Origin of the sequence: Streptomyces sp. NPDC051214 (genome assembly GCF_040682375.1) — a bacterium.
GTDB lineage: Bacteria > Actinomycetota > Actinomycetes > Streptomycetales > Streptomycetaceae > Streptomyces.
Genome location: NZ_JBFBAT010000008.1, coordinates 181126 through 195299 on the forward strand (window position 1 = coordinate 181126; position 14174 = coordinate 195299).

General features: G+C 69.3%; 14 protein-coding genes. 5 read left to right on the plus strand and 9 right to left on the minus strand.

What is annotated here, in order from left to right; genetic code table 11:
- Positions 1 to 65 precede the first annotated feature (65 nt).
- Positions 66 to 341: a DUF6332 family protein gene (locus tag AB0M70_RS22210; protein ID WP_365821835.1), complete on the plus strand. Its 276-nt coding sequence runs from the start codon at positions 66 to 68 to the stop codon at positions 339 to 341.
- On the opposite strand, the gene AB0M70_RS22215 is transcribed toward AB0M70_RS22210, so the two are convergent.
- The 3 genes from AB0M70_RS22215 to AB0M70_RS22225 all read right to left on the minus strand — a co-directional run bounded on the left by AB0M70_RS22215 (position 302) and on the right by AB0M70_RS22225 (position 3026).
- The gene (locus tag AB0M70_RS22215; RefSeq protein WP_365821837.1) at positions 302 to 967 is read right to left on the minus strand and encodes a response regulator transcription factor; all 666 of its coding nucleotides are present in this window, start codon (positions 965 to 967) and stop codon (positions 302 to 304) included. The two genes, AB0M70_RS22210 and AB0M70_RS22215, sit on opposite strands and share 40 nt — an antisense overlap.
- Positions 964 to 2220: a sensor histidine kinase gene (locus AB0M70_RS22220; protein ID WP_365821839.1), complete on the minus strand. Its 1257-nt coding sequence runs from the start codon at positions 2218 to 2220 to the stop codon at positions 964 to 966. Before AB0M70_RS22220 ends, AB0M70_RS22215 begins: the two co-directional genes overlap by 4 nt.
- 107 nt (positions 2221 to 2327) lie before the next feature.
- Positions 2328 to 3026 carry a TetR/AcrR family transcriptional regulator gene (locus tag AB0M70_RS22225; protein WP_365821841.1) on the minus strand — a complete coding sequence of 233 codons (699 nt, stop codon included), beginning with the start codon at positions 3024 to 3026 and terminating at the stop codon, positions 2328 to 2330.
- Positions 3027 to 3200: 174 nt separating this feature from the next.
- Here AB0M70_RS22225 and AB0M70_RS22230 point away from each other — a divergent pair, with 174 nt between their 5' ends.
- The gene (locus AB0M70_RS22230) at positions 3201 to 3689 is read left to right on the plus strand and encodes a nitroreductase family deazaflavin-dependent oxidoreductase (RefSeq protein ID WP_365821843.1); all 489 of its coding nucleotides are present in this window, start codon (positions 3201 to 3203) and stop codon (positions 3687 to 3689) included.
- 31 nt (positions 3690 to 3720) lie between these two features.
- Here AB0M70_RS22230 and AB0M70_RS22235 read toward each other — a convergent pair whose 3' ends face one another.
- Positions 3721 to 4923 carry a geranylgeranyl reductase family protein gene (locus AB0M70_RS22235; protein WP_365821845.1) on the minus strand — a complete coding sequence of 401 codons (1203 nt, stop codon included), beginning with the start codon at positions 4921 to 4923 and terminating at the stop codon, positions 3721 to 3723.
- Between the two features lie 135 nt (positions 4924 to 5058).
- On the opposite strand from AB0M70_RS22235, the gene AB0M70_RS22240 reads away from it, so the two are divergent.
- On the plus strand, positions 5059 to 6420 hold the full coding sequence (locus tag AB0M70_RS22240) for a dipeptidase (protein WP_365821847.1): 1362 nt from the start codon (positions 5059 to 5061) through the stop codon (positions 6418 to 6420).
- Between the two features lie 9 nt (positions 6421 to 6429).
- Here the strand turns inward: AB0M70_RS22240 and AB0M70_RS22245 are convergent, their stop codons facing one another.
- Positions 6430 to 7473, minus strand: coding sequence for an NUDIX domain-containing protein (locus tag AB0M70_RS22245; protein WP_365821849.1), 1044 nt, complete (start codon positions 7471 to 7473; stop codon positions 6430 to 6432).
- Positions 7474 to 7776: 303 nt separating this feature from the next.
- Here AB0M70_RS22245 and AB0M70_RS22250 point away from each other — a divergent pair, with 303 nt between their 5' ends.
- Positions 7777 to 8154, plus strand: a complete 378-nt coding sequence (locus AB0M70_RS22250) for an STAS domain-containing protein (protein ID WP_365821851.1) — start codon at positions 7777 to 7779, stop codon at positions 8152 to 8154.
- 116 nt (positions 8155 to 8270) lie between these two features.
- Here AB0M70_RS22250 and AB0M70_RS22255 read toward each other — a convergent pair whose 3' ends face one another.
- The 4 genes from AB0M70_RS22255 to AB0M70_RS22270 all read right to left on the minus strand — a co-directional run bounded on the left by AB0M70_RS22255 (position 8271) and on the right by AB0M70_RS22270 (position 11718).
- A complete protein-coding gene (locus AB0M70_RS22255) occupies positions 8271 to 8447 on the minus strand; it encodes a hypothetical protein (RefSeq protein ID WP_365821853.1) in 177 nt (58 codons plus the stop codon).
- 113 nt (positions 8448 to 8560) lie between these two features.
- A complete protein-coding gene (locus tag AB0M70_RS22260; protein ID WP_365821855.1) occupies positions 8561 to 9490 on the minus strand; it encodes a carbohydrate ABC transporter permease in 930 nt (309 codons plus the stop codon).
- Entirely contained in the window at positions 9487 to 10401 is a 915-nt protein-coding gene (locus tag AB0M70_RS22265; RefSeq protein ID WP_365822377.1) for a sugar ABC transporter permease, read from the minus strand. Before AB0M70_RS22265 ends, AB0M70_RS22260 begins: the two co-directional genes overlap by 4 nt.
- 48 nt (positions 10402 to 10449) lie before the next feature.
- Complete coding sequence (locus AB0M70_RS22270) at positions 10450 to 11718, minus strand: ABC transporter substrate-binding protein (RefSeq protein ID WP_365821857.1); 1269 nt, start codon at positions 11716 to 11718, stop codon at positions 10450 to 10452.
- A gap of 267 nt (positions 11719 to 11985) precedes the next feature.
- Between AB0M70_RS22270 and AB0M70_RS22275 the strand changes: the two genes are divergently transcribed.
- Positions 11986 to 14058: an NPCBM/NEW2 domain-containing protein gene (locus tag AB0M70_RS22275; RefSeq protein ID WP_365821859.1), complete on the plus strand. Its 2073-nt coding sequence runs from the start codon at positions 11986 to 11988 to the stop codon at positions 14056 to 14058.
- The last annotated feature ends 116 nt before the right edge of the window (positions 14059 to 14174 follow it).

Genomic DNA, 14174 nt, shown 5'->3' on the forward strand with positions numbered 1-14174 from the left:
ATCAACGGATCGCTCCCGGCGCGCAGTTGCTTGCTCGCCGGGAGCCCGCCCCGCACACTTCGAAGATGGGGCGAAGGACACAGGCCGAGCGCGACGCGAACACTGTGGAGATCGGTTTCGCGCTCTTCGCCGCGACGTCCCTGGCGGGTGCCACGATGCTGGCCGTGGCCTCACCGGCGTTCTTCTTCGGGGTGACGTCCCCCAGCCAGGGCACGCTGGTCCTGGCCGGCAAGATCGTGGGGATCGTCGTCTTCGTCGCGGTCCTGGTGACGATTCTCGTACGTCACCGGCGCGCGCTGCGTCAGCCGAGCCATCCGGGGCGGACCAGACCCGACTCATAGGCCAGGACGACCAGTTGGGCGCGGTCGCGGGCGCCGAGCTTCACCATCGTGCGGCTGACGTGCGTCTTCGCGGTGAGCGGGCTGACCACGAGGCGGCGGGCGATCTCCTCGTTCGACAGGCCGATGCCGACCAGCGCCATCACCTCCCTTTCGCGCTCGGTGAGCTCGCCCAGCGGCTCTGCGCTCGCGGGCTCCTTGGAGCGGGCGGCGAACTCGGCGATGAGGCGGCGCGTGACACCGGGTGAGAGCAGCGCGTCACCACCGACCACCGCGCGCACCGCACGCAGCAGCTCCTCGGGCTCGGTGTCCTTGACGAGGAAGCCCGAGGCCCCGGAGCGGATCGCCTCGAAGACGTACTCGTCGAGCTCGAAGGTGGTCAGCATGACCACCTTGACGTCGTTCAGGTCCGGCTCCTCGGTGATCTTCCGGGTCGCGGCGAGACCGTCGAGCAGCGGCATGCGGATGTCCATCAGGACGACGTCAGGGCGCAGTTCACGCACCTTGCGCACGGCTTCCTCGCCGTCCGCCGCCTCTCCAGCGACCTCGATGTCCCGCTGGGCGTCGAGCAGCGCCTTGAACCCGGCTCTGACCAGCGACTGGTCGTCGGCGAGCAGTACACGGATCACTGGTCCTCCTGAGGTGCCGTGCGCGTGGGCAGTACGGCGGTGACCCGGAAGCCCCCGTCCGGGCGCGAGCCCGCGTCGATCGTGCCATTGAGGGCGGCGGCGCGCTCGCGCATTCCGGCGAGTCCGTTGCCGCTGCCGCCCGCGTCGGCGCCGGTGGCCGGGCCGTCGTCGTCGACCCGCAGGGTGAGCGTCGCGGTCTCGTACCGCACCAGCACGCGCGCGTGGCGTGAGCCGGAGTGGCGCACGACGTTCGTGAGGGCCTCCTGGACGATGCGGAAGGCGGCGAGATCGACGCCGGGCGCCAGTCTCCTGCCGGACCCCTGGGTGTCGACCTCGACGGTGAGCCCTGTGCTCGCGGCCTGCTGCACGAGTTCGGGCAGCCTGTCGAGCCCGGGGGCCGGGGCGCGTGGCGCGTCGCCGGGCGTGCGGAGGGTGTCGAGGACCTGGCGGACCTCCCCCAGGGCTTCCTTGCTCGCGGCCTTGATGGTGGTCAGGGCGGTGCGGGCCTGCTCGGGATCGGAGTCGAGCAACGCGAGGCCGACGCCCGCCTGGACGTTGATGACCGAGATGCTGTGCGCGAGGACGTCGTGCAGCTCGCGGGCCATGCGCAGCCGCTCCTCGTCGGCCCGCCGCCTGGCGGCCTGCGCGCGCTCCGCACGCTCCTTCATCCACTGCTCACGTCGTACGCGGGCCAGCTCGGACACGGCGATGATGGCGACGACCCAGACGGCGACGACGGTTTCCTCGCCCCAGGTCCGTGCGTTGTCGCCGTCCGGCGGCAACCACGCGTAGAGCCAGTGGGCGACCAGCAGATGCCCCGCCCACAGCATGCCGACGGCGCCCCACGCGGCACGCCGGTGCCCCGAGACGACCGCGGCGAAGCAGCCGACGGCGACGGTGATCAGGACGGGCCCGTACGCATACCCCGCCCCGAGATAGACCAGCGCGGTCCCGGCCGTGACGTACGCGACCGGGACCGGGTGGCGGTGACGCAGCAGGAGCGAGGCCGTGCCGACGAGCAGGATCAGCCTGGCGTAGACATCGAGCGGCTCCCGGTCGAGCTGGCCCTCTGCCGCGTACTTCGAGCCGACCTGCACGAACACGGTGATCGCGAGCGTCGTCAGCCACGGCAGCCTGCCGGCGCCCTCGGCGTCCTCCCGCCGGTTCCACCAGGGCGGCCCCTGCCGCCACATCGCCGGTCCGCCCCAGGCCGGGGCCGGACCGCCGCGCCCGCGTTCGCGCTGCTCATCCATGGCGGCAACGCTAGACCGAGAGGGGGCCGCCGGTCGTCACCCCGGCGTGGCGATCACGCGTACTCCCGCGGGAGTAGCTCCCTGAGGGGAACCCTGATCGCGAAGGCTCATCTCTGCTGCAACAGCCCGACCCCGCGGGCGAGTTGCGTAGCCGCGTAGGAGAAGAACTCCGTACGGTCCTCGACGACGCGGTTGAACTGCCCGAACACCTCGAAGCCGACGAGTCCGAAGAGCTGGGCCCAGGCCGCGACCATGGCCGTGATCACCGCCGGCGGCAGGTCGGGCGCGAGGTCGGCGGCCATGCGCTCGGCCTCCGTGCGCAGCCCTTTTGGCAGCGGCTGCGCGGCGATCCCGCGCCCCTGGTGGGCGTCGCGCACGATCCCGATGAGCAGCAGCCCGACACGGGCGGCGGCTTCGATCGTGGAGGCGGGCGCACTGTACCCGGGGACGGGCGAGCCGTAGATGAGGGCGTACTCGTGGGGATGCGCGAGCGCCCAGGTCCGCACGGCTTCGCACACGACCGTCCAGCGCCGCACGGGCTCGGCCGACGCGACCTCGGCGTGCGCCGTCTCGGCGGCGGCGCCGAGTGAGTCGTACGCGTCGATGATGAGCGCGGTCAGGAGGTCGTCACGGCTGGGGAAGTAGCGGTAGAGGGCGGAGGAGACCATGCCGAGCTCGCGGGCGACGGCGCGCAGCGAGAGCTTGGCCGCCCCGTCGGCCGCGAGCTGTCTGCGGGCCTCGTCCTTGATGGCGGCGGTGACTTCGACTCGGGCGCGGGCCCTGGCCCCGCTGGTGGCGCTGCTCATACGGGCAGTGTGCCACGAGTTCGGAGCAGTGCACCAAAACGTGAGCAGCGCACCGTGAAGTGAGCCCCGCACAAATTAGAGAGCACTGCTCTTGAAATGGAGCACCTGTCTCGTGCACACTGCTCTTAAGCGAGAGCAGTGCTCTCGGAAACTCTCCCGACTCTGGCGGTCACCATGTCTCCCTCCGCTTCCTCCTCCGCTTCCTCTCCCTCGGGCTCCACCCCCTACTACCTCAAGGGCAGTCCGCTCGCCGTGCGGCTGAACAGCGTGATCGGCTGGCTGGCGCGGCACGGGATCAGCCTGGCGGGATCGGCCGAGCTCAACGTGCGGGGCCGCAAGAGCGGCCAGATGCAGCGCATCCCGGTCAACCCGTTCACGTACGAAGGCACCCAGTACCTGGTCTCGGCGCGCGGTCACTCGCAGTGGGTGCGCAACATGCGCGCGGCGGGCGGGGGCGAGCTGCGCGTGGGCCGCAAGGTGCGCGCGTTCACGGTCGCGGAGGTCCCGGACGCGCAGAAGCTGCCGCTGCTGCGCGGCTACCTGGAGAAGTGGGGCTGGGAGGTCAACCAGTACTTCAAGGGCGTCACCGCGAAGTCCACGGACGCGGAGATCGAGGCGGCCGCGGGCGACCACCCCGTCTTCCGCGTCACCCTCACGAAGTGAGGCCGGGCGCACACGGGCGGGCGGGCCGCGACTACCGGTCGAAGGCGCTCAGCGCCCGCCCCGCCAGCGGGTGGTTGCGCACCAGTTCGCCGAGCGTCGTCGAACCGCGGGTGATCCTCGCGAACGCGTTCCACGCGGGCCGGAACCCGGTGATCGCCGCGTGCAGCGCGCCCGGACGGCGCTCGAAGACGGCGAGCATGCGCTTGCCCACGCTCATCTCGACGCCGAGGCCGGCCTTGACGGCGAAGGCGTAGTTCAGGGCCTGCCGACGGGCGTCGACCGCGTCGTGCGCCTCACCGATCCGCACCGCCCACTCCCCCGCGAGGCGCCCCGAACGCAGCGCGAAGGAGATGCCCTCGCGGGTCCACGGTTCGAGCAGGCCGGCCGCGTCGCCGCACACCAGGACCCGGCCGCGCGAGAGCGGCGAGTCGTCGCTGCGGCAGCGCGTCAGATGGCCGGAGGAGATGCTCGGCTCGAAACCCGCCAGCCCGAGGCGGGCGATGAAGTCCTCCAGATACCGCTTGGTGGCCGAGCCTTCGCCGCGTGCGGAGATGACACCGACGGTGAGGGTGTCGCCCTTGGGGAACACCCAGCCGTAACTGCCCGGCATGGGGCCCCAGTCGATGAGGACGCGGCCCGCCCAGTCCTCGGCGACGCTCTGCGGCACCGGGATCTCGGCCTCGAGGCCCAGGTCCACCTGGTCGAGCTTCACGCCGACATGTGCTCCTATGCGGCTCGCACTGCCGTCGGCCCCGACGACCGCGCGCGCCAGCACCGTCTCGCCGCCCTGCAGGACCACCGCGACCGTCCGCCGGTCGGGCACCACGGAGCCGTGCTGCTCCACGCGCGCGACGGTGACGCCGGTGCGCACCTCGGCGCCCGCCTTCTGCGCGTGCTCGACCAGTTGCTGGTCGAACTCGGGGCGGTTGATCAGCCCGAAGAGCATCTGCTTCGAGCGGCGCGTACGTGCGAACTTGCCGTCCAGGGAGAACGTCACCGCGTGCACCCGGTCCCTGAAGGGGAGCTCGAACCCCGGCGGGAGCGCGTCACGCGAGGGGCCGATGATGCCGCCGCCACACGTCTTGTACCGGGGCAGTTCGGCTTTCTCCAGGACGAGGACGCTGCGTCCCGCGACGGCCGCCGCGTAGGCCGCCGACGCCCCCGCGGGCCCTGCTCCCACCACGACGACGTCCCATACGTACTGCGCGTCGTCCGCTGAGTTCTCGCTGCTCACGTTGGTCTACCGCTCCCGATCCAGCTGTTGGCCGCGCTTTCCAGGGCATCCTACGGCGGGCACCTCGGGCACCCTGCTGTGGGAGGATCACCACACCCACGTACGTACAACGTCGCACCCACGAGGAGCGTGCCCATGTCGCCGGATCCGATCACCGAGACCATCGCCTCACTCATGCCGAGGGCGAAGGCGGAGCTCGCCGAACTGGTGGCCTTCAAGTCGGTGGCGGACTTCGACCAGTTCCCCAGGAGCGAGAGCGAGGCCGCCGCGAACTGGGTGGCGGACGCGCTGCGCGCCGAGGGCTTCCAGGACGTGGCGCTGCTCGACACCCCGGACGGCACGCAGTCGGTGTACGGCCTGCTGCCGGGCCCCGAGGGCGCGCCCACCGTGCTGCTCTACGCGCACTACGACGTGCAGCCGCCGCTCGACGAGGCGGCCTGGACCAGCCCGCCCTTCGAGCTGACGGAGCGCGACGGCCGCTGGTACGGACGCGGCAGCGCCGACTGCAAGGGCGGCGTCCTGATGCACCTGCTCGCGCTGCGCGCCCTGAAGGCGAACGGCGGTGTCCCGGTGACCGTCAAGGTGATCGCCGAGGGCTCCGAGGAGCAGGGCACGGGCGGTCTCGAGCGGTACGCCGAGCAGCACCCCGACCTGCTGGCCGCGGACACCATCGTCATCGGCGACGCGGGCAACTTCCGTGTCGGCCTGCCGACGGTGACCGCCACGCTCCGCGGCATGACCCTGGTGCGCGTCCGCATCGACACCCTTGCGGGCAATCTGCACTCGGGACAGTTCGGCGGCGCCGCGCCCGACGCGCTCGCGGCGCTGGTGCGGGTGCTCGACTCGCTGCGTGCCGAGGACGGTTCGACGACGGTCGACGGGCTCACCGGCGACGAGGTGTGGGACGGTCTTCAGTACGAAGAGGACGACTTCCGCAAGGACGCCAAGGTCCTCGACGGCGTACGTCTGGTCGGCAAGGGCACGGTCGCCGACCGCATCTGGGCGCGCCCCGCGGTCACCGTGCTCGGCATCGACTGCCCGCCGGTGGTCGGCGCGACCCCGTCCGTGCAGGCGGCCGCACGTGCGTTGATCAGCCTGCGGGTGCCGCCGGGCGTGGACGCGGCCGAGGCCACCAAGCTGCTTCAGGCGCACCTGGAGACGCACACCCCCTGGGGCGCGCAGGTGACCACCGAGCAGATCGGGCAGGGCCAGCCGTTCCGCGCGGACACCACGAGCCCGGCGTACGCGGCGATGGCTCAGGCGATGGGCGAGGCGTACCCCGGCGAGGAGATGCAGTACGCGGGGCAGGGCGGCTCTATCCCGCTGTGCAACACCCTCGCCGCGCTGTACCCCCGTGCGGAGATCCTGCTGATCGGCCTGAGCGAGCCGGAGGCGCAGATCCACGCGGTCGACGAGAGCGTGTCACCCCAGGAGTTGGAGCGCCTCTCGGTCGCGGAGGCGCTGTTCCTCCGGAAGTACGCGGCGACGGCAGGCTGAGCCCGTAGATCATTCGGGGCCGACCGGGACCCCCGCCTCCAGGTACAGGGTGACCCCGCGCTCCCGCGCGCGCAGGGCCCAGCGCAGCCGCTCGTAGCGCACGGAGGGCAGCAGCCGGGCCGCCTCCTCCTCGGTGACGAAGCGGCAGTCGCGCAGCTCGGGTCCCGGCAGCAGCATCTGGCGCGCCTCGGCGCTGTCGAGGCGCCCGCCGTCGAAGAGGAACCGCATGCCTCCGTAGCCGGGCGGCCGTGGCGGCTCCCAGTCGGCGACGAGGAGCCGGGGGGCTTGGGCGAGTTGGATGCCCGTCTCCTCGGCGACCTCGCGCATGCCCGCGCGCGCGGGCGCCTCGCCCGGTTCGACGACACCGCCGGGGAACTCCCAGCCGGCCTTGTACGTCGGGTCGACGAGCAGCACCCGGTCCCGCTCGTCGAAGAGCAGCACGCCGGCCGCGAGGGTTTCCGCGGTGGGCTCGGGGGTCTGCACGATGTCGCAGACGGACGCCGCTCCGGTGCGTACGGCGTCGGCGATGCGCTCGGCGGTCTCGCAGGGGGTGAGGGCGCCGGTGTCGATGCGGTGGGCGTCGGCGCCGAGCCAGCCCGCGAGCGCGGCGCGGTACGGCTCGATGTGGTCGAACGACCATTGCCGTACGCGCGTGTCGCCCTCCGGCAGGTCCGGCAGAGGGCGTCCCGATATCCGCTCGCGCAGGATCGTTTCATCCGGGGTCAGGACGACATGGCGTACGGCGATCCTGCGCGAGGCGAGGCCGCCGAAGATCTCGTCGCGGTAGTCCTGCCGGAGCAGGGTCATCGGCACCACGAGGACGCCGCCGACCTCGGCGAGCAGGGCTGCCGCCGTGTCCACGACGAGCCGGCGCCAGAGCGGCAGGTCCTGGTAGTCGCTCACCTCGGCGAGGCGCTTGGCGGGCAGCAGTTCGTGCAGTCCGCCGCCGATGACCTCGGGGTCGAAGAGTGTGCTGTTCGGGATCAGCTCGATCAGTTCCCGTGCGGCGCTGGTCTTGCCCGCACCGAACGCGCCGTTGACCCAGACGATCACGGTTCCCCCTCTTCTGTTGGCCCCCTGTGGCTTGCCCGCAACACCCTGCCACGGAAACCAGGCCCTGATGAGGCCGCCATTTCTTGGACCGAAAGGCGCCCTCAACTGTCAAGCGATTCGCACGCACTTCACCCCATCGGGTGGCAGTCACCCTGCATGAATCGTTCCCTCACTGCGGGGCAGGCCCACCCCCGCTAGCGTGATCCGCCAGGCGCCCCAGCCCCTGGTGACCTCCTGAATCCGGCTCTTCCGATGCGCCCCGCTCACGCGAGGATCCGGCCGATGCTCGACACTGGGGGACACGTGCAACTCGATGCACTGAACGAATTCGCCTACGAGGGCTCCGATCACCAGCCCCGCGTGTACGGCCACAACGGCGCCGTCGTCGTCGAACTGCACGGCGAGGTCGACCTGTTGGCCTATCAGCAGATCGTTCCGCTCCTCGACCCCATCACCGGCGGCACGGCGAGCACCGTGGTCATCGACCTCACCCAGACCACGTTCTTCGACTGCTCCGGCCTCGGTCTGCTGGTCCGTGCGCGCCGCCGCACGAAGGCCAGAGACGCCCGCCTCGCCGTCGTCTGCACCGACGCCCTGACGCTCCGCGTCCTGCGTCTGACGGGCCTCACTTCGATGCTGTCGCCGGTCTCCACGCTGGAAGAGGCACTGCGCCAGGAGTGAGTGGGTGCTGCGGGGTCCGGGCAGCACCAAAAGCCTGCCTCGCGGACGCCGTTGCCGGGAGCAGGCGCGCACGGTGCATATATGCGTTCCGTTCACACCCCGTGTGAACGGGGCACTCACCGTGGCTTCGCGGCGGGCCGGGACGCGCGGGCACGGTTGGGCCACCTGGTCCGGGTGTAGGCGTGGAAGTGGTCGCCGGCGTGGTCCTGCCCGAGGGTGCAGTGCAGGACATCACCGGGCCTCTCGTCCCAGCACAGGCCGGGGATGACGCGGGCGTACTTCGGGGCTTTCATGTGGAGCGCTCCGTCTGCCGAGTGTTGTCGGTGGCCACGCACCGACACTCTCAATCCCGCTGGTCAGCGCGGGACATGACAGCCCATGACACGGGCCGGATCATGCGGACGGCTCACCCCTTGCCGGACCCCAGCGTCAGCCCCGCGATGAAGTGCCGTTGCAGGAGCAGGAAGACCAGGACCGTGGGGAGCGCCACCAGGACCGAGCCCGCCGCCAGGAGGTTGTAGTCGGTGAAGAACTGGCCCCTCAGATTGTTCAGGGATGACGTGATCGGGAGTTTGTCGGGGTTGGAGATGAAGATGAGAGCCCAGAGGAAGTCGTTGTAGATCCAGGTGAATTCCAGGGTGCCCAGCGCTGCCAGCGCGGGGCGGCACAGGGGCAGCGTGATACGCCAGAACTGCGTCCACACTCCCGCGCCGTCCACGATCGCCGCCTCCAGGATTTCCTTCGGCAGCGTCCGCATGAAATTCGACAGCACGAAGACACAGAAACCGACCTGGAACCCCACATTGACGATGATGATCGCCCAGTACGAGTCGTACAGGGTGAGCGAATCGGACATCCACCAAGGGAGGGGGATCTTGAGGAAGAGGACGTACAGGGGGGTGACCAGGACCTGGGGCGGCAGCAGGTTTCCCGCCGTGAAGAGCATCAGCAGGACCATTGAGCCGCGGGTTCTCAGGCGGGACACGGCGAAGGCCACGAACGCCGCGAAGAAGAGCGTGATCAGGACCGCGGGCACGGCGATGAGCAGCGTGTTGGTGAAGTACTTGCCCATCCCGGAATCGCTGTAGGCCTGGCGGTAGTAGTCGAACGACAGGCTCTTGGGGAACGAGAAATAGCCGTGCTCCGCCGTCTCCCCGTACGGGCGCAAGGAGGCGTAGACGGCGAGGAGCAGGGGCGCGAGAAAGCCGAGGGTCACCGCCATGAGGAAGATGTGCACCCCGAAACGGCCGGGGCGGCGGCTGCGGCGTGCGGTCTTTTCGGCGAGGGGCGCGGGGTCTTCGTCGAGCGGCGTGGTGGTGTGGGTGTCGGCTGTCATCGGTCGCGCGCACCTCGCAGCTCTTGGACCAGGAACGTCACGATGAATCCGAGCGAGACGGTCAGGAGTACGACCGCGATGGCGGAGCCGAATCCGATGCGGCTCGCCTCGCCGATGATGTTGTCGGTGATGAGGACGGAGAGCAGCTCCAGGCCGTTGCGGCCCTTGTTGACCGCGTAGACGATGTCGAAGGCGCGCAGTGCCTCGATGACGGTGATGACGCCGACGATGACATTCACGGGCCGGAGTGTCGGGAAGACGACGCGGAAGAACGTCTGGCGGGCGTTCGCGCCGTCTATCTGCGCGGCCTCTTTCAGGGCGGGGTCGACGGATTTCAGCCCGGCCAGGTAAAGGATCATGACGTATCCCGTGTGCCGCCAGCTCGCGGCCAGCATCATCATCCAGATGTTGATGTCGGAGTTCCCGAGCCAGTCGATCGGGTCGTTCTGATTGTTCAGGATGGTGTTGACCACGCCTTGGTCGGTGCCGAGTATCAGCTGGGCCATGAATCCGACGACGGCGAGCGAGAGCACCACCGGCATGTAGAGCACGGACTGGTAGAAGCGGCTGAAGCGGACCCCGCGGTCGATGACGACCGCGAGGAGCAGCCCGAAAGGCGTGGCCACCAGGCCGAGGAAGGCGATCCACAGCAGGTTGTGGCGGACGGCGGGCCAGAACGCCGGGTAGTTGTCGACGAGGTTCTCGTAATTCTTTCCGCCCACCCACCGGACGTCGCCTATGCCGTCCCAGGACGTGAAGGACAGGCCGACGGAGGCCAGGGTCGGGCCCCAGATGATGAAGATGTCAAGGAGGACGGGAATTCCCAGAAGGACGCCGAGCACGGCGATGTCACGGCGTGTGAAACGCCGTGGTCCCCGCCGTCCGGCGCGCCGAGCGGTCTTCTGCGGCACGGTTTTTCGCGGCACGGTTTTCTGCGGCACGAGCGCGGTCCCCGCTACTCAGCTGACGTCCGAGGAGAAGATGTCCTTCTTCTGGCGCTCGATGCTGTTGACCAGACCGTCGACGTCCTTGGGATTGTCGATGAAGTCCTGCAGCGCCTTGATCATGACGGTCTGTGCGAAGTCGGGGCGGGTGTCCCGGTCGAGGAACTGTGAGATCTGCCGGGCGCCGGAGACGAGTTCGGCCGACTTCTTCTGCAGCGGGCTGTACTTGCTGGTGTCGGCACCCTCGTTGACCGCGACGTTGTTGGGGTCGCCGGCCAGGTAGACGTCCTCGGCCTTCGGTGTTCCGAGCCACTTCAGGAGTTCCTTGGCGCCGTCGACGTTCTTCGACTTCTTCGCCACCAGGAATCCGTCGATGGGCGCCTCCACGGCGTCCTGGCCGTGCGCCGGGTCGATCTCGGGGAAGGCGAAGAAGTCGATGTCGTCGCGCTCGTCCGCCGGGAACTGCTGGCCGGGGTGCGGCATTCCGAAGACGGCCATGGAGGTCTTGCGCTGCTGCAGTCCCTGGCCCGCCTCTTCCCAGGTACGGCCGAGCGCGCCCTTTTGGTAGTACGGCATGAGTTCACGCCACAAGTCGAAGACCTTCTTCACCTTCGGGTCGGTCCAGGCTTCCTCGCCGGCCATCAGGCTCTTGTGGAACTCGTATCCGTTGAGGCGCATGTTGATGTAGTCGAAGGTGCCCATGGCGGGCCAGCCGTCCTTGTCGCAGAAGGCGACCGGTATGCCGTCCTTGCTCGTCTTCTTGGCCAGCGCGATGAACTGGTCCCACGTCTTGGCCTGTTCGTAGCCGTGCTTCTCGAAGAGGCTCTTGCGGTGGAAGACGGCCCATGGGTAGTAGTAATACGGCACGAAGTACTGCTTGCCCTCGTGCGTGGACTGCTCCCGCAGCGCGTCCGAGAAGCCCTTGAATCCCTTCCAGACATCGCTGATCTCGGTCAGCAGGCCCTTCTCGGCGAAGTACTGCATGCGGTAGCCGGCGAACCACATGAAGACATCGTCCGGCGTCCCCTGGAGATAGCGCGTGATGTTCTGCTGGAACTCGTTGTGCTCTGTCGTGTTGACCTCGACGGTCTTCCCCGACTTCTTCTCATAGGCGTCGAAGGCGGCGGCGAACGCCTTCTTGGGCACCGCGTCCGAGGAATTGGACCCCATCGAGACTTCGTCCTTGTTGCCGCCCGGACCGTCACCACACGCCGTGAGCGGGGCCGGAAGGGTGACCGCTCCGGCTCCGGCAGCGGCACCACGCAGGACATTCCGTCGTGACATCCGATGTCCTGACATGCTGCGAGGCGTGGCAGGACCCATGAACGATGACTGTGCCATGTCCCCCTCCTCGGGGTGCAAACGAACACAACCGAACGCAAGGGTTGCGATCCCACTCCCAAGCGTCACCGCAGTCAAGGGTTTCGGCGTCCGGGTGCTCGAACCGTTACGGCACCTCTTCCAACAGAGTCCAACACGCCCTACCGTAAGCGCGCACCTCTGACACGTACATGCAGCCCCCAACTTCTGCGAGTACGGAGGAATGTAACGATGCGTCAACGCACCCCCCGCATCTCATCCCGCACCACGCGTCGAAGAGTCGTCGGATCGCTGGCCGCCGCACTGCTGTGCGCCGCGGGCCTCGCGGCACCGGCCGCGGGAGCCGAGACCGCCGGAGCGAAGCTTCCCGAGGCCGCCGGAGCGAAGCCTCCCGGCGCCACTGGGGCGAAGCTCCCCGGCAACCTCGCCCTCACCCCGCCCATGGGCTTCAACAACTGGAACTCCACGCACTGCAGGGCCGAGTTCGACGAGTCGATGGTCAAAGGGATCGCGGACATCTTCGTCGAGAAGGGCCTCAAGGACGCCGGCTACCAGTACGTCAACCTCGACGACTGCTGGGCGCTTCCCGACCGGGACGCGAACGGCAAGCTGGTGCCCGACCCCAAGCGATTCCCCAACGGAATCAAGGCAGTTGCCGACTACGTGCACTCCAAAGGACTGAAGCTCGGCATCTACACCAGCGCGGGCACCAAGACCTGCAGCGACATCGGCTTCCCCGGCGCGCTCGGCCATGAGGTCAGCGACGCCCGGCAGTTCGCCGACTGGGGCGTGGACTACCTCAAGTACGACAACTGCAACAACCAAGGCGTCGACGCCAAGAAGCGGTACATCGCCATGCGCGACGCGCTGCGGGCCACCGGCCGCCCCATCGTCTACAGCATCTGCGAATGGGGCGAGAACAAGCCCTGGGAGTGGGCCGCCGACGTCGGTCATCTGTGGCGCACCACCGGCGACATCAGCGACAACTGGTCGTCGATGCTGTCGATCATGAAGCAGAACCTGCCGCTCGCCGAGCACGCGGGTCCGGGCCACTGGAACGACCCGGACATGCTCGAGGTCGGCAACGGCGGCATGACGGACACCGAGTACCGCACGCACTTCTCGATGTGGTCCATCATGGCCGCGCCGCTGCTCATCGGCTCCGACCTGCGCAAGGCCACACCCGAGACCTTCGAGATCATCGGCAACAAGGAAGTCATCGCCGTCGACCAGGACCCCCTGGGCAAACAGGGCGAGGTCCTGTCCTCGGAGGACGGCCGCTGGGTCGTCGCCAAGGAGATGAAGGACGGCAGCCGGGCGGTGGCGCTCTTCAACGAGACGGGCACCGCCCAGTCGATCGCCACGTCGGCGCAGGCCGTGGGGCTCCCCGACGCCGACGGGTACACGCTGCGGGACCTGTGGAAGCACAAGAGCTACAACACCGCGGGCAAGATCGCGGCGACCGTCCCCGCGCACGGCACCGTACTGCTGCGCGTCGCGGCGGACGGCAAGTGGGCCAAGAACCCGCCCGCCGTCGAACTCGGCCTGAGCGGTGACCCGTTGGTGGAGGCCGGCAAGTCCGCGAAGCTGACGTCGAAGGTCACCAACCTCGGCCGCACCCCCGCGCGGAAGGTGTCCACCTCCTTCACCGGCCCCTCCGGCTGGCGGATCGAGGCCGCGTCCCCCTCGACCGCGAGCTCCCTGCGTACGGACCAGACGCTGAGCACGTCGTGGTCGGTGACCGCGCCGCAGGGCACGGCCCCGGGAGCGTACGACCTGACGCTCAGGACCACCTACCGCTCCCCCGCGGGCACCCGTGCCGACAGCGTGCTGCCGCTGACGGCGCATGTCGTCGTGGCGCCGCCCGCGGGCAACTCGGCGGTCAGTGACCTGCCCTGGATGTCGACGGTCAACGGCTGGGGCCCCGTCGAGAAGGACACCAGCAACGGCGAGAGCGCGGCGGGCGACGGCAATCCGCTCACCATCGGCGGGGTCGTCCACGCCAAGGGGCTCGGGGTGCACGCCGCGAGCGCCGTCGAGTACTACACCGGCGCGTCCTGCGAGAGGTTCACCGCGCAGGTGGGCGTGGACGACGAGAAGGACCCGAAGGGCTCCGTGACCTTCGAGATCTGGGCGGACGGAAAGAAGGCCGCGTCCACCGGCGTCCTCACCAACGCCGATGCCGCACAGGGGATTTCGGCCGATGTCACCGGCGCCCAGGTCGTACGCCTCGTCGTCACGGACGCCGGCGACGGCAGGGACTCCGACCACGCCGACTGGGCGGAGCCGGTTCTCAGCTGCTGAACCGACCAGCGGGCGTGAGCGGCAACTGCGGGCCGGGCTGCAGCACTTCAGCCCGGCCCGCAGCGGCAGGGGCGTAAGTCCCGACCGTGGTCACGAGAACGTACCCCCTCGGCCCC